General features: G+C 60.6%; 19 protein-coding genes. 10 read left to right on the top strand and 9 right to left on the bottom strand.

What is annotated here, in order from left to right:
• The first annotated feature begins 125 nt into the window (after positions 1–125).
• The 3 genes from G7047_RS16260 (at position 126) to G7047_RS16250 (ending at position 3,077) form a co-directional block, all read left to right on the top strand.
• A complete protein-coding gene (locus G7047_RS16260) occupies positions 126–1,088 on the top strand; it encodes a tripartite tricarboxylate transporter substrate binding protein BugE (RefSeq protein ID WP_166307554.1) in 963 nt (320 codons plus the stop codon).
• Between the two features lie 74 nt (positions 1,089–1,162).
• Complete coding sequence (xerD, locus tag G7047_RS16255) at positions 1,163–2,059, top strand: site-specific tyrosine recombinase XerD (protein WP_166307551.1); 897 nt, start codon at positions 1,163–1,165, stop codon at positions 2,057–2,059.
• A gap of 43 nt (positions 2,060–2,102) precedes the next feature.
• A complete protein-coding gene (locus G7047_RS16250; RefSeq protein ID WP_240939152.1) occupies positions 2,103–3,077 on the top strand; it encodes a tripartite tricarboxylate transporter substrate binding protein in 975 nt (324 codons plus the stop codon).
• 59 nt (positions 3,078–3,136) lie between these two features.
• On the opposite strand, the gene G7047_RS16245 is transcribed toward G7047_RS16250, so the two are convergent.
• From G7047_RS16245 to G7047_RS16235, 3 genes are all read right to left on the bottom strand, one after another.
• Positions 3,137–4,177, bottom strand: a complete 1,041-nt coding sequence (locus G7047_RS16245) for a TRAP transporter substrate-binding protein (RefSeq protein WP_166307548.1) — start codon at positions 4,175–4,177, stop codon at positions 3,137–3,139.
• Between the two features lie 368 nt (positions 4,178–4,545).
• Positions 4,546–5,640, bottom strand: coding sequence for an EAL and HDOD domain-containing protein (locus tag G7047_RS16240; RefSeq protein WP_240939151.1), 1,095 nt, complete (start codon positions 5,638–5,640; stop codon positions 4,546–4,548).
• 345 nt (positions 5,641–5,985) lie between these two features.
• Complete coding sequence (locus G7047_RS16235) at positions 5,986–6,786, bottom strand: ferritin-like domain-containing protein (RefSeq protein ID WP_166307542.1); 801 nt, start codon at positions 6,784–6,786, stop codon at positions 5,986–5,988.
• A 46-nt stretch (positions 6,787–6,832) separates the two neighbouring features.
• Between G7047_RS16235 and G7047_RS16230 the strand changes: the two genes are divergently transcribed.
• Both G7047_RS16230 and G7047_RS16225 read left to right on the top strand, forming a co-directional pair.
• Positions 6,833–7,357: a gamma carbonic anhydrase family protein gene (locus G7047_RS16230; RefSeq protein ID WP_166307539.1), complete on the top strand. Its 525-nt coding sequence runs from the start codon at positions 6,833–6,835 to the stop codon at positions 7,355–7,357.
• Between the two features lie 50 nt (positions 7,358–7,407).
• Positions 7,408–8,400 (top strand): Hsp33 family molecular chaperone HslO, encoded by a 993-nt coding sequence (locus G7047_RS16225; protein WP_166307536.1) that lies wholly within the window; start codon positions 7,408–7,410, stop codon positions 8,398–8,400.
• A gap of 218 nt (positions 8,401–8,618) precedes the next feature.
• Here G7047_RS16225 and G7047_RS16220 read toward each other — a convergent pair whose 3' ends face one another.
• From G7047_RS16220 to G7047_RS16200, 5 genes are all read right to left on the bottom strand, one after another.
• Positions 8,619–9,170 (bottom strand): hypothetical protein, encoded by a 552-nt coding sequence (locus G7047_RS16220; protein ID WP_166307533.1) that lies wholly within the window; start codon positions 9,168–9,170, stop codon positions 8,619–8,621.
• Entirely contained in the window at positions 9,145–9,426 is a 282-nt protein-coding gene (locus G7047_RS16215) for a septum formation initiator family protein (RefSeq protein WP_166307530.1), read from the bottom strand. Before G7047_RS16215 ends, G7047_RS16220 begins: the two co-directional genes overlap by 26 nt.
• A gap of 175 nt (positions 9,427–9,601) precedes the next feature.
• Entirely contained in the window at positions 9,602–10,888 is a 1,287-nt protein-coding gene (gene eno / locus G7047_RS16210) for a phosphopyruvate hydratase (protein WP_166307527.1), read from the bottom strand.
• 87 nt (positions 10,889–10,975) lie between these two features.
• Positions 10,976–11,833 carry a 3-deoxy-8-phosphooctulonate synthase gene (kdsA, locus tag G7047_RS16205; protein ID WP_166307524.1) on the bottom strand — a complete coding sequence of 286 codons (858 nt, stop codon included), beginning with the start codon at positions 11,831–11,833 and terminating at the stop codon, positions 10,976–10,978.
• Positions 11,834–11,855: 22 nt separating this feature from the next.
• Complete coding sequence (locus G7047_RS16200) at positions 11,856–13,511, bottom strand: CTP synthase (protein WP_166307521.1); 1,656 nt, start codon at positions 13,509–13,511, stop codon at positions 11,856–11,858.
• Positions 13,512–13,612: 101 nt separating this feature from the next.
• On the opposite strand from G7047_RS16200, the gene coaBC reads away from it, so the two are divergent.
• From coaBC to G7047_RS16180, 4 genes are all read left to right on the top strand, one after another.
• A complete protein-coding gene (coaBC, locus tag G7047_RS16195; protein WP_166307518.1) occupies positions 13,613–14,833 on the top strand; it encodes a bifunctional phosphopantothenoylcysteine decarboxylase/phosphopantothenate--cysteine ligase CoaBC in 1,221 nt (406 codons plus the stop codon).
• A 14-nt stretch (positions 14,834–14,847) separates the two neighbouring features.
• Positions 14,848–15,360, top strand: coding sequence for a formate dehydrogenase accessory protein FdhE (locus G7047_RS16190; RefSeq protein ID WP_166307515.1), 513 nt, complete (start codon positions 14,848–14,850; stop codon positions 15,358–15,360).
• A gap of 5 nt (positions 15,361–15,365) precedes the next feature.
• Positions 15,366–15,815 carry a dUTP diphosphatase gene (gene dut / locus G7047_RS16185; RefSeq protein WP_166307512.1) on the top strand — a complete coding sequence of 150 codons (450 nt, stop codon included), beginning with the start codon at positions 15,366–15,368 and terminating at the stop codon, positions 15,813–15,815.
• A 181-nt stretch (positions 15,816–15,996) separates the two neighbouring features.
• Positions 15,997–16,539, top strand: a complete 543-nt coding sequence (locus G7047_RS16180; RefSeq protein WP_166307509.1) for a glycine zipper 2TM domain-containing protein — start codon at positions 15,997–15,999, stop codon at positions 16,537–16,539.
• 119 nt (positions 16,540–16,658) lie between these two features.
• Here G7047_RS16180 and G7047_RS16175 read toward each other — a convergent pair whose 3' ends face one another.
• On the bottom strand, positions 16,659–17,186 hold the full coding sequence (locus G7047_RS16175; RefSeq protein WP_166307506.1) for a peptidylprolyl isomerase: 528 nt from the start codon (positions 17,184–17,186) through the stop codon (positions 16,659–16,661).
• 53 nt (positions 17,187–17,239) lie between these two features.
• Here G7047_RS16175 and G7047_RS16170 point away from each other — a divergent pair, with 53 nt between their 5' ends.
• Complete coding sequence (locus G7047_RS16170; RefSeq protein WP_166307503.1) at positions 17,240–18,373, top strand: cupin domain-containing protein; 1,134 nt, start codon at positions 17,240–17,242, stop codon at positions 18,371–18,373.
• Positions 18,374–18,416 lie beyond the last annotated feature (43 nt).

The raw sequence follows: 18,416 nt of genomic DNA, 5'->3' as shown, positions 1-18,416 counted from the left end.
AAATTGGGCCGACGGTTTCTCGGGAAATCCCCGAGGAATCGGGCAAAAAAGGGAACCCCGTTGTGCGTTGCAGCGATTAGCATTCCCTTTCAAATCCATATTTTCGAATGTGAGGAGTTTCTTATATGCAACGCCGACACTTGATGGCCCTGGCTCTCACAATGGCCGCAGGCACATCATTCGCCGACGGGTACCCCAGCAAACCCATTCGCCTGGTGGTTCCGTTTGCACCAGGAGGAACGACCGACATCGTCGCCCGCGTGATTTCGGACCCGCTTGGCAAGACGCTGGGCCAGCCTGTGATCGTGGACAACAAGGGCGGCGGTGGTGGCGTGATCGGTGCGACCGAAACCGCGCGCTCGGCGCCCGATGGCTATTCGTTGGGTGTGGCGACCGTGTCGACGACGGCGGCCAACCCCGCGATTAACACCAAGACGCCGTACAACCCGATCACGGATTTCACGCCGATCATCAACATCGCCGCGACGCCCAACATCATCGCGGTCAACCCGAATTTCCCAGCCAAGGACTACGCGGCTTTCGTCGCCGAGCTTAAGAAGAACCCCGGCAAATATTCCTACGGCTCGTCCGGCACGGGCGGCATCGGCCACATGCTGATGGAACTCTACAAGAGCCTGACCGGAACTTTCGTGACACACATCCCCTACCGTGGTGCGGGCCCCGCGCTCAACGACGTGGTGGCGGGTCAGGTGCCGATCATGTTCGACAACTTGCCGTCGGCGCTGCCCTTCATCAAGGCGGGCAAGCTGGTGCCCATCGTGGTCTCCGCGCCGCAGCGACTGAAGGAACTGCCGAACGTGCCGACGTTCAAGGAAGTCGGCCTCGAGCCGGTGAACCGTCTGGCCTACTACGGCCTGCTCGGCCCCAAGGGCATGCCCAAGGATGTCGTGGACAAGCTCAACGAGGCCACGCGCAAGTCGCTCGAAGATCCGGCCGTGCGCAAGCGCATCGAAGACACGGGTTCGATCATCGTCGCGAACACGCCCGAGCAGTTCGCCCAGCAGATCAAGGCCGAGTTCGACGTCTACAAGGAAGTGGTGAAGAAGCAGAAGCTGACGCTTGACTGAGCGTCGTTTTCTGGGCTGATCAAACCCCACGCCACCTCAGCGCAGGTGGCGTTTTTACGTGCTATGTTCTCTTCATGTCGGAAAGCCAGATTGCAATAGACGAGTTCATGGATGCCCTCTGGTTGGAGGACGGCCTTGCCCGCAACACGCTGGACGCCTATCGCCGCGACCTGACGAAGTTCGCTGATTGGCTGATCACGCAGGAGCCGTCCATTGAGCTGAACCAGACCGAGGAAGCGCATCTGCAGGGCTATTTCGCGGCCCGGCATGCCGAGACGCGGGCCACCTCGGCCAACCGGCGGCTCACGGTGCTCAGGCGCTACTTTCACTGGGCGCTGCGCGAGAAGCGCATCACCATCGATCCCACCGTGCGCATGCAGGCCGCCAAGCAGGCGCTGCGCGTGCCCAAGACGCTGTCGCAGCAACAGGTGGAGGCGCTGCTCAGGGCGCCCGATGTGGATTCGATGCTTGGCCTGCGCGACCGCACCATGCTCGAGCTGATGTATGCGAGCGGCCTGCGGGTGAGCGAGCTGGTCACGCTCAAGACCTTTCACCTCGGTCTGCGCGAGGGCGTGCTGCGCATCATGGGCAAGGGCGGAAAGGAGCGGCTTGTGCCCTTTGGCGAAGAGGCGATGCGCTGGCTTGAACGCTATCTGGCCGAGAGCCGGGGCGTGATTCTCGGCGGGCAGCAGACCGACGATTTGTTTGTCACCCAGCGCGGCTCAGGCATGACGCGGGTGATGTTCTGGGTGATCGTGAAGAAGCACGCGCAGATCGCGGGCATCACCTCGCCGCTGTCCCCGCACACGCTGCGCCATGCGTTCGCGACGCACTTGCTCAACCATGGCGCGGACCTGCGCGTGGTGCAGTTGCTGCTCGGCCATGCGGACATTTCGACGACCACGATCTACACCCATGTGGCGCGCGAGCGGCTCAAAGCATTGCACGCGCAGCACCATCCGCGCGGGTAGTCAAAAGAACATAAAAGAACATTTCTACAAAGGAGACAACAACATGAAGATGAGCAGATGGATCGTGGTCATGGCATTGGGTGCCGCCACGAGTGTGACCTTTGCGCAGACCTGGCCAACCGCCAAGCCCATTCGCCTGATCGTGGGCTATCCGCCTGGCGGCGGTATCGACTTTGCCGCGCGCACCGTGCAGATGCCGCTGCAGGAGGCGATTGGTCAGCAGATCGTGATGGACTACAAGCCCGGTGCGGGCGGCACGATTGCGGCGGCCGAACTCACCCGCGCGGCACCGGACGGCTACACGCTGCTGCTTGCCAACACGGGGCCGTTCGCCATTGCCCCGTATCTGCAAAAGAGGATGCCGTATGACCCGATCACGCAGTTCACCTACATCGGGCAGATCAGTCTCGGTAGCTATGTGGCGGTCACGCGCATCGATCATCCGGCCCGCGACATGAAGGAGTGGGTGGCCTGGGCCAAGCAGAACGCCAACAGTGGCAAGGTGAATTTCGCGTCGGGCGGCTCTGGAACCTCCACGCACCTGAATGGCGAGCTCATGAACCAGACCACGGGGCTTGACGTGACCCATGTGCCGTACAAAGGCAGTGCACCCGCCATTCAGGAGTTGATAGGCGGGCAGACGCAGTTGCTGATCGATGCGGGCAGCATCCTGATCCCGCAGGTCAAAGGCGGAAAGCTCAAGGCGTTGGCGGTGACAGGTACCAAGCGCGACCCACAACTACCCGACGTGCCCACGGTGCGTGAGCTGGGCTTGCAAGGCATGGAAGCGGTGGGATTCCAAGGGTTGGTGGCCCCGATGGGATTGCCTGCCGACATCACGCAGAAACTCTCCGCAGCGTTGAACAAAGTGCTCGCTCAGCCAGACGTACAGGCCAAGTTCGCGAGCGCGGGGGCCGAAGTCCATCCGCTGGGGCCAACGGAGTTCTCCGCATTCGTCAAACGCGACAACGCGAAATGGTCGGCGCTGATCCGCGAGCGCAAGCTGCAGGTGGATTGATGATTTGATGCTCGATCCGAGGTGGCCAGTGCGTAGCCCCGATCAGGCATTTTTGGACGTCAACCCTTTTGTGTGAAGTAGTAGCTGATCAGTGCATTGGCTCCATCTACGCCTGCCTTGGCCGACCATTCGCGCGCAAAGCGCTCACCCATCTGGTTGAGTTTGTGGCGCAGTTCATAGGTCGGCGTGGAAATCTTCATGCCATGCTCGGTCAGCACTTTCTGGGCGGCGCTGTCGGCGTCTTTGGCCAGTTGCCAGCCCCGCTCCTCCGCCTGTTTGGCAGCAGCCTCGATGGCAGATTTGCCCGCATCCGGCAGCTTGCTCCAGACCTGCTCGCTCATGCAGACGATGTTCTTGGGGATCCATGCCCGCATGTCGATGAAAGCACCCATCGCATTCCACGACTGGCTGTCCACGCCGGTGGTGCTGGAGGTCACCATCACATCAATCTGCCCGGCCTGAATCGCCTTGGCCAGATTGTTCGCGGGAATGTCCACGGGCGTCGCGCCCGCCACTTCAGCGATGTATTTGGTGGCATCGTTGTTGACGCGGAATTTCTGGCCCTTCACATCTTCCAGCTTGCTGATCGCGTTGCGTGCAAACAGCCCTTGGCCTGGCCAAGGTGCGGCATACAGCACGCGGATGCCTTGCTTCTTGAGCAGGGCCTCAGTGGGTGTGCGGGTTTTTTCCCAAAGGCGTCGTGCGTCCTCGAAGCTGTGAACGATGAATGGCAGCGAATCGATGGCGAACAGCGGGTACTGCTTGCCGAAGTTGGACATGAAGATCTCGCCGATCGCCAGATCGCCCTTGCTGAGTGCGGGCAGCACATCATTCATCGGTAGCAGTTTGGCGTTGCTCACCACTTCAATCTGAAGTGCGCCTTGGCTGGACTGGCCAGCGTCGCGGGCGAATTGCTGCAGGTTCTGAGTGTGGAACAACGCGTCGGCGTAGGCGCCCGCTACCTTGAGCTGCATTGGTGCAGCATGCGCCAGATGGGGCATTGACATGGCCAGACCAGCGCCGGCGATGGACCCAAGTTTGACTAACGCATCGCGGCGCGATGCATCGACTGGCGAAGCGAGAAGGTTGCGATCAGCCATATGAGTGTCCGTTGTTGCGAGTAATGATGTTGTGATGTTTTATGCAAATTTCGAGCCATAACTCTTCCAAGGTTCGACCGTGGATGCTCGGGTCAGCAGGCCTTCGGCAAAGCGTGGAAGATACGAAACGGAATGCCTCTGACGCTGAATTTGCAATTTATTAACAGTCTATTTCAGTGGTTTCGTTTCGAATTTTTTTTATTCAAATGTTGTTTGATTGATATCTTGGTATTGACCGCTGAACCGTGCGGGTGCGATGCCCTCGGTGCATCGCTTCCGTGGGTGCTGAGTGTTGCGAATTTACAGGGGTGTGGGTGCGCACTTTCTGCGCTGAAGGGGGACGGTGAATGTCCGGCTGCGCGAAAGAATCAGGCGCGCTCAGCCCAATCCTGTGCCAAGGTCCGCGCTTCGATCAATTGCTTCTGGGAGAGTCCGAGCCCCGTGGCGGATTGAAGAAGCTCGTCCACTTCACCGATTTCGGAGGCCTGTGCGAGCGTCAGCAGTCCTCCGAGGTAGCCCGACTGCTTCAACACTGCATCGCGCACACTCTGTGGCATGTGGAGCAGCTCGACGATGGTTGTGAGAGGGATGTCGAGCAGATTGTCAAGTTGCGCGATTACGCCCACGAGAAAAGCCTGATCGCTTACTGATCGCGGAAGCTGTTGGGCCTTGGCCAGCAATTCCATGAAGCGGCCATGCTCGACAGCATTGCGTGCCGCTGTGAGCGGTTCGTCAGATGTGACGCGGAAATTCTGAAGCAGGCTGGCCCAGCAGGTGAGACGGTTGCTGCCCAGAAGGCGAATCACATGCTCGATGGATTGAAGTCCGTCTCTTGGACACAGGCCTGAGGTCACAGCCAGTCGCAGAAAGTTGAAGCTCAGAACGGCATCATGCTTGGCAAGTGCTTCGATCTCATGCACCTCGGCCTGATTGCGCAGCAACTGCAGCAGGCGTGCCACCGTGTTGGCGGTGGGAAACAGCAGTCTGGCCTCGACCAATTGCGGGCGGGAAAGCCAATAGCCCTGAAACAGCTTGACTCCCAGGTGGCTCAGCAGCTCCAGTTGGGTTGCTGTTTCGATCTTTTCTGCAATCAGTTGGGCCTTGGTCTGGCGTGTGGCGTACTTGGTCAGGACGGTGACCTGATCCGCCGGAAGCACGGAGAGATCGAGTTTGATGAAATCCGCGAGCGGCAGCCATGCGGCATAGGCCGACTCCAGCACAGTCTGGCTGAAGGCCAAGCGAAATCCGCGCTCATGCAGGGTCTGCAAGGTGGGAAGGCGTGTCTTGACTTCTTCGGCTGCAGTGTGACCGAGTGGAGGGACTTCGAGGATCACCTTGTTCGGATCCAGCAGGGACAAATGTCCCTCGACCAGACTCTCGTGTGTGCAGTTCACGAAGATGAGCGTGTCGCCCAGCAATTCGTCCACACCTGCATGTGACAGCGCAGTAAGCGCCAGCATCATGTCGCTGGCAGCGGTGTGCGCCGAATGATTGCGAGAGCGATTGAAAAGTTCGTACCCGATAACCCGGCCCTCAGCATTCACGATAGCCTGGCGAGCGATCAAAGCGCCAAAGGATTGACTGCTTTGAGTGACGTTGGGCGGGGAAATCGGGGCTGTGTACATGCTTGGGGAGTCAGATGCAGACCACTGTACGCGAAGGAACGGTCGGCATCCGGGCGAAGCAATCTATTGCTAAATCAACTCAAATTGTAGGAACGATTGATTTGATTGTCGCTGATATCTCGCCGAATGTTTTGGCGATATTTATCAACAACTTTTCGGTGATTGATGTGTGTCAATACGTACTTACGGGTTCAGCCATAGCAATTCTTCTTGCGTAAACCCCGCTTGCAGGCGCGCAGCCTCATTCAGCGGTGGTTTCGGGCGCGGGGCTTCGTACTTGGATGTCAACGCAATGAAGTGGGGGTGAGGGGCGAGGTCGTCACGCTTGCACAACCAACGATACCAATGGTTACCTATTGCGACGTGCCCAATTTCTTCGCTGAGGATGATGTCCAGAATTTCCACGGCTGCGAGCGAGTCTGACGTGCCGATCTGGCGCAGCTTTTTCTGAATCAGCGGTGTGGCGTCCAGACCACGCGCTTCGAGCGTTCGGGGTACGAGTGCCATGCGGGCAACGATGTCTCCCGCCGTCTTCTCGCACATCGTCCATAGACCTTGATGCGCAGGGAAGTCACCGTAGTCGTGGCCCATGGTGCGTAGATGATCGCGCAGCAGGCGAAAGTGCTTGGCCTCTTCTGCGGCCACGCGCAGCCAGTCGAGGTAGAAGGCTTCGGGCATGCCGGGAAAGCGCCAGATGGCATCAAGTGCCAGATTGATGGCGTTGAACTCAATGTGAGCGATCGCGTGCATTAGTACCGCACGGCCCTCGGGCGTGGCGGGCGAGCGACGCGCGAGCTCGGTGTGCCGCAAAAGCAGGGGTTTCTCGGGATGGCCCGGTAGTTCGATGTCGGCGGGCGAGGCAAGCGCTGCCTGCGCATCTATTGAAAACTGCGCTGCTCGCGCATACATATCCAGCGCTGCGGCGGATTTCTCTTCGGGGTCCGTGATGCACAAGACCTGCAATGCTCGTTGGCGTAACTCCATCCCTACAATTCTAGTTTCGCATTACAAATCAAGGAGACATCGCGCCATGGCAGTTTATGAGTTGGATGGATTGACCCCGAGCGTGCCGGAATCGGCATGGATTGCCGATAGCGCGAAGGTCTTGGGTGATGTGGTGCTGGGCGAAGACGCGAGCGTCTGGTTCGGCTCCGTGGTGCGTGGCGACACGGACAAGATCACCATTGGCGCGGGCACCAACATCCAGGACTTGAGCGTTCTGCATGCGGACCGCGGCGTGCCTCTGGTGATTGGGGCGAACGTGACGGTGGGCCATCAGGTCATGCTGCACGGCTGCACGATTGGCGACGAATCGCTGATCGGCATCGGCGCCGTAGTGCTCAACGGGGCGAAGATCGGCAAGAACTGCCTGGTCGGCGCGGGATCGCTGGTCACCGAGGGAAAAGAATTTCCCGATGGCTCGATGATCCTCGGCAGCCCCGCCAAGGTGGTCAAGCAGCTCTCGCCCGAGCAGATCGAGGGGCTGCGCCGCAGCGCGCAGCATTACGTGGAAAACGCGCACCGCTTCAAGAAGGGGTTGCGCAAGATCGGTTGATGGTTGATTCCCTGAGGTGGTGAATCCTTCAGGGTGTTCGAAAGGTTTCAGTGTCAGAGCTTCACAAGTTTCTTTTTGATGGGCTGCCCGTGCGCGGCATGATCGTGCGGTTGACCGATGCATGGACGGAGATCCTGCGTCGTCGCGCGGCCAATACCGAGACCGGCAACTACGCACCCGCCGTGCGCGAGTTGCTCGGCGAAATGGCTGCGGCGGGCGTGCTCATGCAGTCCAACATCAAGTTCAACGGAGCGCTGGTGTTCCAGATTCACGGCGACGGACCGGTCAAGCTGTCGGTGGTCGAGGTGCAGCCAGATCTGAGCCTGCGCGCGACCGCGACGATTCCCAGCATTGCACCGGAAGACTCGGCAAGCCTGTCTTCGCTGGTCAATGTGAACGGCAATGGGCGCTGCGCGATCACGCTTGATCCCAAGAACCGCATGCCCGGTCAACAGCCCTATCAAGGCATTGTTCCGCTCAATGGCGAACGCGGCCAGAAGCTCGAGAAGCTCAGCGATGTGCTGCAGCAGTACATGCGCCACTCCGAGCAATTGGACACCACGCTGGTGCTGGCCGCCAATGACGAGGTGGCTGCGGGCCTGCTAATCCAGCGCATGCCCGTGAAGGGCGAGGGCAATCTGCAGGCTGAACGGAATGCGGATGCCGACGTCGATGAGATGGATGTGAACGAGGACTACAACCGCATCTCGACGCTGGCCGCCAGTCTCACGCGTGACGAGTTGCTGACACTGGATGTCGACACCATCCTGCGTCGTTTGTTCTGGGAAGAAAAACTGCTGCGCTTTGTGCCGCAGCAAGGCGTGGATGGTCCGCGCTTCGCGTGCTCGTGCAGCCGTGAGCGGGTGAGTGCGATGCTCAAGGGGTTGGGTGAGGAAGAGGTGCAGAGCGTGCTCGATGAGCGCGGCTCTGTCGAAGTAGGGTGTGAGTTCTGCGGCCAGCAGTATCGATACGATGCCGTGGATGCTGCACAGCTTTTCACCGAACTCGAAAAGCAACCCCCAGGATCACGCAACGTTCAGTGATTTGATCTACTTGTCTCTGATCTACGAAGCCGTTGGCTTCGATGGTTGATCGTTTGGAGACGGCAATACAGCCCCTCATGCGTCGTTGCGAAGCCTTGCCGTATCGGCATACTGATCTGCGGCTTCGACGCCTGGCATGAGGGGCTGTCTTGCCGCTGGAGTGGGTGATCGAGAGCCCTGTGCGCTTCGTTGGCCCGCTGCGTTTGGCCCGGTTTGATTTAAGCGGGGAGCAGTCCTGCAAACAGTTTGTGCTCACATTCGGGGTCGCTGCACTTCTCGCAATTCCAACTGCGCATGCGCGGGTTGATGGGCTTGGTCGTGTCGTTCACGACGAAGCAGGCGCGTTCGCTGGAGGGGAGGATGGCCTTGGCCGTCAGTGCCAAGGCGTTGGCGGTGTTGCGCACTTGCTCGGCCATGGCAGCGCCGTAGAGGACCTGAAAGCTCACACCGGCCTGGATCAACGCGCTGCGCAGATGCAGTTCGCTGGCGATGGTGTGCTGTGCGGGGTTGGAGGGAACCAGCAGGCTTAGATGCGGGCGGGGGCTGGTATCCAGTTTGACAGCGAGCCAGTTCGGGATGGCATTGGCGTCGAGGGCTTGCGGCAGGTCGTGGGCCGTGATCTGCAGGCGTTTGGTCCAGCCGGGCTGGGCTTGGGTGTGGATCTCGAAGGCGGCTGCCGTGGTTTGCGCGTCGATTCCCCAGAAGGCGATGTGCAGAATGCGATGCACCGTTGGATGAGACGGTTCAGCGCTTGGGAGCGACGTGGACATAGATTTCGTTGGGCTTGACCATGCCGAGTTCGCTGCGCGCCTTTTCTTCGACCATGTCCATGCCGTCCTTCAGGTCGGAGACTTCGGCGGAGAGGCGTTCGTTCTCGGTACGGGCCTTGTCGTTGGCCGCTTTTTGTTCCGTGATCTGCTGGCGCATGTTGGCGACATGTTCGACGCTGCCACGGCCGCTCAGCAATTGGGTCAGCACCAGCAAGAGCAGCAGCAGAAGAATCAGCGGAACAATGCGTGTGCTCATGGACTAGGGTGGTGCGGCGGGAAAGCGTTGGAGGCGGATGGTACACGCAGTCCGTTGCTACAGAGCTACGGCGCCCATCTCAAGCCGTCACCCCGAAGGATAACTGGCTTGAGAGGCGCCGTGTGCTCATGCGGTCAACGCGTTGTTACAACGTGTTGATATGGCCCGCCTGGAATCAACGCAGGTTGTAGAACGCTGTGCGGCCGGGGTAGAAGGCGATGTCGCCCAGATCTTCTTCGATGCGCAGCAGCTGGTTGTACTTGGCCATGCGGTCCGAACGGGAGAGCGAACCGGTTTTGATCTGGCCAGCGTTGGTGCCCACGGCGATGTCGGCGATGGTCGAGTCCTCGGTTTCGCCCGAGCGGTGCGAGATCACGGCGGTGTAGCCGGCACGCTTGGCCATTTCGATGGCTTCGAAGGTCTCGGTCAGGGTGCCGATCTGGTTGATCTTGATGAGGATCGAGTTGGCGATGTGCTTGTCGATGCCTTCCTTCAGGATCTTGGTGTTGGTCACGAACAGGTCGTCACCCACCAGCTGGACCTTGCTGCCCAGACGCTCGGTCAGGTGCTTCCAGCCATCCCAGTCGCCTTCGGCCATGCCATCTTCGATGGAGATGATAGGGTACTTGTCGACCCAGGTGGCCAGCATGTCGGTCCATTGCTCGGCTGTGAGCTGCAGGCCGCCTTCACCTTCGAGAACGTACTTGCCGTCCTTGTAGAACTCGCTGGCCGCGCAGTCCAGACCCAAAACGATCTGCTCACCGGCGGTGTAGCCCGCGTTTTCGATGGCCTGCAGGATCAGCTGGATGGCCGCTTCGTGGTTTTCCACGGAAGGAGCAAAACCGCCTTCGTCGCCCACGGCAGTGGACATGCCCTTGTCGTGAATGATTTTCTTGAGTGCGTGGAACACTTCAGCACCCCAGCGCACGGCTTCGCGGAACGAAGGAGCGCCGACGGGAATGATCATGAACTCTTGCAGATCAAGCGTGTTGTTGGCGTGTGCGCCGCCGTTGATCACGTTCATCATCGGAACGGGCAGTTGCGTCGCGCCCATGCCGCCGAGGTAGCGGTACAGCGGCAGGCCGGATTCTTCAGCAGCGGCACGGGCCACGGCCATCGATACAGCCAGCATGGCGTTGGCGCCCAGGCGGCCCTTGTTGTCGGTGCCGTCGAGGTCGATCAGAGTCTTGTCGAGGAAGGCCTGCTCGGAAGCGTCGAGGCCCAGAACGGCTTCGGAGATTTCGGTGTTGATGTGCTCGACGGCCTTGAGCACGCCCTTGCCGAGGTAACGGCTCTTGTCGCCGTCACGCAGTTCGATGGCTTCGCGCGAGCCAGTCGATGCGCCTGACGGAACGGCCGCACGGCCCATCACGCCGGATTCCAGAAGCACGTCGCACTCAACGGTGGGGTTGCCGCGGCTGTCCAGCACTTCGCGGCCTACGATGTCAACGATGGCACTCATGATGTTCCTAAGAGGAGTTTTAAAATCAAAAAATAGCCAGAACGGTTCTGGGCGAACGGGTTCTGGCGGGCATTCAAATCTTGTGTATCAAGCCTCGAAATGGTTTTCGAGGAAGCCGTTGCGCTTGGTGATGTCGTCCAGCGCCACAAGTGTTTCGAGCAGCGCCTTCATGTGCTTGAGTGGCACGGCGTTCGGGCCGTCCGACAACGCGTTGCATGGGTCCGGATGAGTCTCCATGAACACACCGCCCACGCCCACGGCGATGGCCGCACGCGAAAGTACCGGAACCATCTCGCGCATGCCGCCGCTCGATGTGCCGTTGCCGCCGGGCAGTTGCACGCTATGTGTGGCGTCGAACACCACCGGCGCACCGGTCTCGCGCATGATGGCGAGCGAGCGCATGTCGCTCACCAGATTGTTGTAGCCAAAGCTCGCACCGCGCTCACAGGCCATGAAGCTGTCTTCGGGCAGGCCCACTTCCTTGGCGGCGGCACGTGCCTTGTCGATGACGTTCTTCATGTCATGCGGCGCAAGGAACTGGCCCTTCTTGATGTTCACCGGCTTGCCGCTTTGGGCAACGGCGCGGATGAAATCGGTCTGGCGGCACAGGAACGCGGGCGTCTGCAGCACATCGACGACCTTGGAGACGGTCGGGATTTCGGCCTCGGTGTGCACATCGGTGAGGATGGGCACATTGAGTTCCTTCTTCACCTTCGCGAGGATTTCGAGGCCCTTTTCCATGCCCGGGCCGCGAAAGCTCGCGCCCGAGGAACGGTTGGCCTTGTCGTAGCTGCTCTTGAAGATGAAATGGATGCCCAGCGCGGAGGTAATCTCCTTAAGCTGGCCAGCCACATCCATCTGCAGCTGTTCAGACTCGACCACGCAGGGGCCTGCAATCAGGAAAAAACGTTTGTCGAGACCGACATCGAATCCGCAGAGTTTCATGATGTGACTAGTCCTTCAGTGCTTACTTTTTGTCGCCCTTGTGATGTGCAACGGCCGCTTTCACGAACGCGTTGAACAGCGGGTGGCCGCTCCATGGGGTCGACTTGAATTCCGGGTGGAACTGCACGCCGATGAACCAGGGGTGAACTTTGCTTGGCAGCTCGACGATCTCGGTGAGGTGCTCGCGTTGCGTGAGCGCGGAGATCACCAGACCCGCATCGCGCAGCTTGTCCAGATATTGTGTGTTGGCTTCGTAGCGGTGGCGATGACGCTCGGTCACCACATCGCCGTAGATGCTGTGCGCGAGTGTGCCGGGCTGCACGTCGGAAGACTGCGCGCCCAGACGCATCGTGCCACCGAGATCGGAGTTCTCGTTGCGCGTTTTGATCGTGCCGTCCTCGTCCTTCCACTCGGTGATCAGTGCGATCACGGGGTGCTTGGCATGGGGATCGAACTCGGTGGAGTTCGCTCCTTCGAGGCCTGCCACGTGGCGGGCATATTCGATGGTCGCCACTTGCATGCCAAGGCAGATGCCCAGATACGGCACCTTGCTCTCGCGTGCAAAGCGGGCCGTCGAGATCTTGCCTTCGACACCGCGCGAGCCGAAGCCGCCGGGCACCAGAATCGCGTCGTACTTGGCGAGCTTTTCCTTGGCGTTCTTGTCGTCGATGGTTTCCGAGTCGACGTGCGTGATCTTCACGCGCACATGGCTTTGCATGCCGGCGGCACGCAGCGCTTCGTTCACAGACTTGTAGGCATCTGACAGCTCGACATACTTGCCGACCATGGCGATCTGCACTTCGCCTTGCGGGTGCTCGGTTTCATAGACCAGATCGTCCCAGCGCTTCAAGCTGGCGGGCGGCGTGTTCAGGCGGAGCTTGTCGCAGATGAGGCCATCCAGACCCTGCTCGTGCAGCATGCGTGGCACCTTGTAGATGGTGTCCACATCCCACATCGAGATCACGCCCCAGGCCTGCACGTTGGTGAACAGTGAAATCTTCTCACGTTCTTCATCTGGCACGGCATGTTTGGCGCGGCACAGCAGTGCATCGGGCTGGATACCGATTTCGCGCAGCTTCTGCACGGTGTGCTGTGTTGGCTTGGTCTTGAGCTCGCCCGCTGCCTCGATGTAAGGCAGATAGGTGAGGTGCACAAAGGCCGAATTGTTCGGTCCGAGCTTGAGCGACAACTGACGAACGGCTTCAAGAAACGGCAGCGATTCGATATCGCCGACCGTGCCGCCAATCTCGCAGATCGCGACATCCACAGCGTCGTCGGTGCCGATCCCGGCTCCGCGCTTGACGTATTCCTGAATCTCGTTGGTGATGTGGGGAATGACCTGCACGGTCTTGCCCAGATAGTCGCCGCGGCGCTCCTTCTCCAGGACGGACTGATAGATGCGGCCCGTCGTGAAGTTGTTGGACTGCTTCATGCGGGTTTCGATGAAGCGTTCGTAGTGTCCGAGGTCGAGGTCAGTCTCGGCGCCGTCGTCAGTGACGAAGACTTCGCCATGCTGAAATGGCGACATCGTGCCCGGGTCTACGTTGATGTAGGGATCCAGCTTGATGAGAGTGACTTTGAGGCCGCGCGATTCGAGGATCGCAGCAAGGGAGGCTGAGGCGATTCCCTTGCCCAGGGAAGACACCACACCGCCGGTAACGAAGACAAACTTGGTCATGTCTTTTATGGTGGTGGGAAATTGTGATTATACGGGTCGGCCCAGATGGCTTGCTAATGAGTGCGACTATCCCTGCCAAGTTGTCTGCTAAATTCCCAGTCATGACACAGCTTGCTGGAAAACACATCGTTCTGGGCCTCAGTGGTGGCGTGGCTTGTTACAAGTCGGCCGAGCTTTGCCGCCTGCTCATCAAGGCAGGGGCGACAGTTCAGGTTGTCATGACTGAGGCTGCTGAACAGTTCATTACCCCGGTCACCATGCAGGCCTTGAGCGGGCGTGCGGTTTACGGCTCCCAGTGGGATGCGCGTGAGCCCAATAACATGCCGCACATCAACCTGAGTCGTGAGGCCGATGCGGTGCTGATCGCACCCTGCAGCGCGGATTTCATCGCTCGGCTGGCGCAGGGGCGCTCGGACGAGCTGCTGAGTCTGCTGTGCCTGGCTCGCCCGAGTGAGCGCGTGCCGCTGCTGCTCGCGCCTGCTATGAACCGGGAAATGTGGCTGCACCCGGCCACCCAGCGCAACATGGCGCAGGTGACGCAGGATGGAGCTGTCATTCTGGGCGTGGGCAATGGCGAGCAGGCCTGCGGTGAGACCGGCGACGGCCGCATGCTGGAGCCCGCGCAGATCTTTGAGGATCTGGCGGCCCATCTTTCGCCCAAGAAACTGATCGGCCACCATGTGCTGGTGACCGCCGGCCCGACGTTCGAGGCCATCGACCCGGTGCGCGGCATCACCAACCTGTCGAGCGGCAAGATGGGTTTTGCGATTGCCCGTGCGGCGCGCGATGCGGGCGCTTCGGTCACGTTGATCGCTGGCCCCGTGCATTTGCCTACCCCGCGCGGCGTGCAACGTGTGGATGTGAAATCGGCCCAGCAGATGTTCGATGCCGCTGCGGCATTCGCGAACGAGGCGTCAATCTTCGTCGCCACGGCTGCCGTGGCCGACTGGCGTCCGGCCCATGCGAGCGAGCAAAAGATCAAGAAGGACGGCTCGGGCGATGTTCCGGCACTGGCCTTCGTTGAGAATCCGGACATTCTGGCCGCCATTGCGCACTCCAGCCGTGCCGAGTTGGGTGCACTGTATTGCGTGGGTTTTGCTGCGGAGAGCGAAAACCTGCTGGCGCACGCGAGCGCCAAGCGTGCGCGCAAGGGCGTTCCGCTGCTGGTCGGCAATATTGGCCCCGCCACGTTCGGGCAGGATGACAATGCGCTGATTCTGATTGACGCTGGCGGGCATCGCGAGATTCCGCGCGCCTCCAAGCAGGCGCTGGCCGATGAACTGGTCGCCGAAATCGCCAGACGCGTGCCGATCAAAAACTGACAGGAGCCACCACCATGCGCAATCTCCTCGGTTCGGGTAGCGGGCATCTGGCGGATACTCCGCCCAATGGGGACTTTGCGCGCTATGTGGAAGAGTTGGTTGCAAGACAGGCGAAGGCGCTTGCGGGTGGTCAGCACATCACACCGGTGCCACGCCAGCCCGCAGCGCCGATACCACCGCAGTCGACGCGCGCCCAGACGCGGGCTGCCGAACTCCGCAAGCCCCCTGTGGCCGCACAGACGGACAAGACGACCGCCCGTACGGTCTCACTGGACTCGTGGGACGATATTCAGCAGGCGCTCAAGAAAGATGCCTCGCCGCCCATGCCGGGAGGTGGTTTCAAGATTCCGCCGTTTTTCCTCTTCATGGCGGTGATCGTGTTGATAGGCGCAGCGTCGTACTTTGGTCTCGATGCCACGTGGCCGGTCTTTATACTCTTCTGGCTGTTTGTCCTGTCGCGCATGGTGCGCACAGTGCTTGGCGCATTCCGTGGCAGCAAGCCCGGTCAGCCGCCGCAACGAAAGTAATTCAAGTGAAGATTGATGTGAAAGTTCTCGATCCGCGCATGGCGGATCAATTGCCTGCTTACGCTACCGCCGGAAGCGCGGGGCTGGACTTGCGAGCCTGTCTCGACGAGCCGCTCACGCTCGCCCCCAATGCATGGCAACTGGTGCCCACGGGCATCGCCATCCACCTCAAGGATCCTGGCTACGCCGCGCTGATCCTGCCGCGCTCGGGTCTGGGCCACAAGCACGGTATCGTGCTTGGCAACCTCGTCGGCCTGATCGACAGCGACTATCAGGGCCAGCTCATGGTGAGCGCCTGGAACCGCAGCGACGTGGCCTTCACCCTGCAGCCCATGGAGCGCCTTGCGCAGTTGGTGATCGTGCCGGTCATGCAGGCGCAGTTCAATGTGGTCACCGAATTTGACACTGCCAGCGAGCGCGGTGAGGGCGGTTACGGCTCCACCGGTAAGCACTGATCGCGAACTACGTATCGGGTGTTTCGCTTGGGTAAAGTCAGGCCACGCCTACAGAGGTGGCCTGTTTGCCAGTCTATGCTTGGCGTCATTCAAGCCAACGGAATCGCGCCGCCGAACGTTGTGTTGACATTCAACGCGTGATTTCAAGGAGCGCCGGGCTCCAATGGAAAGGATTAACAAGATGCGCAGCCAATTTTCGCGAATCGGCACCTGGGTAGGTGTCCTGACCATGGCCAGTCTGCTGTCAGCCTGTGTCGTCCAGCGTCCGTACGGACCGGGCTATGGCTACGAGCAGCCCCAGCCTCAGCCCTATCCCCAGCAGCAGCCAACCTATGGTGGCGGCTACGGGCAGCCCGCTCCGCAGGGTGTCATGGAATACGGCGTCGTGAGCAATATCGAGGCGATCCCGCGTACCGTCCAACGTGGCTCCACCTCGGGTGTGGGCGCGATTATCGGCGCGGTGGTCGGCGGTGTTCTGGGCAACCAGATCGGCGGCGGCATGGGTCGCGCGGCGATGACGGCCGCTGGCGCGCTCGGTGGTGCGGCGGCCGGCAATGCTATCGAAGGCCACAATGCGCCGCGTGGCGAGGTTGGTGGTGGCTATCGGCTGTTCATCCAGCTCGACCGCAATGGCGGACAGCGCGTCTACGACGTGCCCGAGCCGGGTGATCTGCGTCCCGGCGACCGCGTGCAGATGGTCAACGGACAGATCTCGCGTTACTAGAAGAATCACCCCCTGAGGCACGATGCGCCATGGGTAGGCGACTCGGTCAGCCAGATGCAAAAAGCCCGAGGCGCGTGGTGCGCTTCGGGCTTTTTTTGATTTCTTGAGAGTGGGAGCTATCAGTGCACGGTGTCGTTGCCAGGGGCGATAGGTGGCTGAATGCGGAAAAAGCCCGTACCTGCCGTGCCGCGGCCGATTTCTTCCTCATTTGCTTCGCGTACGCTTTCTACCCGGATTTTTAGGCGCAGCGCGATGCCGGCCAGCGGATGGTTGCCGTCCAGCACCACGTGTTCAGGGTAGATCTGGGCGATGGTGTAGAGCGCTTCCTTGGGCATGTCGGGCGAGAGCCCCTTGGGCAGGGCGTGGCCGTCGAAGGTCATGCCTTCCTCGATATCCTTGGGGAATGCCTGACGCGGCTCCAGGAAGATGAGCTTGTCGATATAGTCGCCAAAGGCTTCTTCGGGTTCGAGGTGCAGCGAGATTTCGTCGCCGGCCTTGTGGCCCTGCAGAGCTTCTTCGATGCGCTTGAGCAGATCATCGCCGCCGACGAGGAACTCGACGGGCTCTTCCAGCACGTCCAGCTCATCGCCCAGCGTATCCTTCAAGACCCAGGTCAGTGCGACAACACATTGTTGAGTGATTTCCATAGGAGAATTGTCGCAGTTCATTCGACGGCCGCCAACGCGGCCTTTTTCACGCCATGGATGTTCAGAAAATAACCCCACTGCTCGGCGGCATGTCGCCATCCCAATTCATGCGCAAGCACTGGCACAAAAAGCCGCTGCTGGTGCGTCGGGCCATTCCCGGCTTCAAGGCCCCGATTCCGCGCGAGGAGCTGTTCGAGCTTGCCGCCGGGGAGGGCGTCGAGTCACGCCTGATCCAGCAGAAGAAGAGCGGCTGGTCACTGGCTCACGGCCCGTTCGATCCGGACGACCTGCCTTCGACCAAGACCCGCGACTGGACGCTGCTGGTGCAAGGCGTCGACCTGCACAACGCCGCTGCGCGCGAGCTGCTTGATCAGTTCCGATTCGTGCCCGAGGCGCGTCTCGATGATCTGATGATCAGCTACGCGACCAATGGCGGCGGCGTCGGTCCGCACTTCGATAGCTACGACGTGTTCCTTTTGCAGGCCCACGGCAAGCGCCGTTGGCGCATTGGCCGGCAGCGCGACATGACGTTGGTGGACGGCATGCCGGTCAAGATCCTCGCGAACTTTGAGCACGAAGAGGAGTACGTGCTCGAGCCCGGCGACATGCTGTACCTGCCCCCGCGCTGGGCCCACGACGGCATCGCCGAGGGCGAGTGCATGACGTATTCCATCGGTTTCCGCTCGCCGCAACGCGACGAACTGGCCCGTGAGACCCTGCTGCGCATCGCCGACGCCTTGGGCGATTCGGACGGCTCGCCCATTTACCGCGATCCCAAGCAGGACGCGGTGGACGCGCCCGGTCTGGTGCCCGCCGAGCTGCAGGAATTCGCCCGCGAAGGCGTGCTGCGCGCGCTGGCGCAGTCCGGCATCGTCGAGCGTGCTCTGGGGGAGGCACTGACCGAGCCCAAGGGCAATGTCTGGTTCGATCCGCCGCAGGAAGAACTCGATCTGCAGGTGACTGGCGTCGCGCTGGATCGCCGCTCGCGCATGATGTATGACGACGCCCATGTTTACATCAACGGCGAGAGCTACCGTGCCTCGGGCCGCGACGCGAAGCTGATGCGCAAGTTTGCGGATCAGCGGGCCCTGAGTGCCAAGGAATTGGCCGGGGCAAGCGAGGCGGCGATTTCACTGCTCGAATCCTGGTTCGACGATGGTTGGGTGCGCGAAGCCTCAGTGATCTGATCGGTAGCTTGAACGCGCTCCAGCACTCTGTCAGACTTGCTAC

The organism is Diaphorobacter sp. HDW4A (assembly GCF_011305995.1).
Lineage (GTDB): Bacteria > Pseudomonadota > Gammaproteobacteria > Burkholderiales > Burkholderiaceae_C > Diaphorobacter_A.
Note: the sequence above shows the minus strand (reverse complement) of the source record. Positions and strands in the feature narration are given on the sequence as shown.

Bases quoted from the DNA above. Each gene is read 5' to 3' on its own strand.
- G7047_RS16260 (WP_166307554.1), top strand. From the start codon at position 126: ATGCAACGCCGACACTTGATGGCCCTGGCTCTCACAATGGCCGCAGGC.
- xerD (WP_166307551.1), top strand. From the start codon at position 1,163: ATGTCGGAAAGCCAGATTGCAATAGACGAGTTCATGGATGCCCTCTGG.
- G7047_RS16250 (WP_240939152.1), top strand. From the start codon at position 2,103: ATGAAGATGAGCAGATGGATCGTGGTCATGGCATTGGGTGCCGCCACG.
- G7047_RS16245 (WP_166307548.1), bottom strand. From the start codon at position 4,177: ATGGCTGATCGCAACCTTCTCGCTTCGCCAGTCGATGCATCGCGCCGC.
- G7047_RS16240 (WP_240939151.1), bottom strand. From the start codon at position 5,640: ATGATGCTGGCGCTTACTGCGCTGTCACATGCAGGTGTGGACGAATTG.
- G7047_RS16235 (WP_166307542.1), bottom strand. From the start codon at position 6,786: ATGGAGTTACGCCAACGAGCATTGCAGGTCTTGTGCATCACGGACCCC.
- G7047_RS16230 (WP_166307539.1), top strand. From the start codon at position 6,833: ATGGCAGTTTATGAGTTGGATGGATTGACCCCGAGCGTGCCGGAATCG.
- G7047_RS16220 (WP_166307533.1), bottom strand. From the start codon at position 9,170: ATGTCCACGTCGCTCCCAAGCGCTGAACCGTCTCATCCAACGGTGCAT.
- G7047_RS16215 (WP_166307530.1), bottom strand. From the start codon at position 9,426: ATGAGCACACGCATTGTTCCGCTGATTCTTCTGCTGCTGCTCTTGCTG.
- eno (WP_166307527.1), bottom strand. From the start codon at position 10,888: ATGAGTGCCATCGTTGACATCGTAGGCCGCGAAGTGCTGGACAGCCGC.
- kdsA (WP_166307524.1), bottom strand. From the start codon at position 11,833: ATGAAACTCTGCGGATTCGATGTCGGTCTCGACAAACGTTTTTTCCTG.
- G7047_RS16200 (WP_166307521.1), bottom strand. From the start codon at position 13,511: ATGACCAAGTTTGTCTTCGTTACCGGCGGTGTGGTGTCTTCCCTGGGC.
- coaBC (WP_166307518.1), top strand. From the start codon at position 13,613: ATGACACAGCTTGCTGGAAAACACATCGTTCTGGGCCTCAGTGGTGGC.
- G7047_RS16190 (WP_166307515.1), top strand. From the start codon at position 14,848: ATGCGCAATCTCCTCGGTTCGGGTAGCGGGCATCTGGCGGATACTCCG.
- G7047_RS16180 (WP_166307509.1), top strand. From the start codon at position 15,997: ATGCGCAGCCAATTTTCGCGAATCGGCACCTGGGTAGGTGTCCTGACC.
- G7047_RS16175 (WP_166307506.1), bottom strand. From the start codon at position 17,186: ATGGAAATCACTCAACAATGTGTTGTCGCACTGACCTGGGTCTTGAAG.
- G7047_RS16170 (WP_166307503.1), top strand. From the start codon at position 17,240: ATGGATGTTCAGAAAATAACCCCACTGCTCGGCGGCATGTCGCCATCC.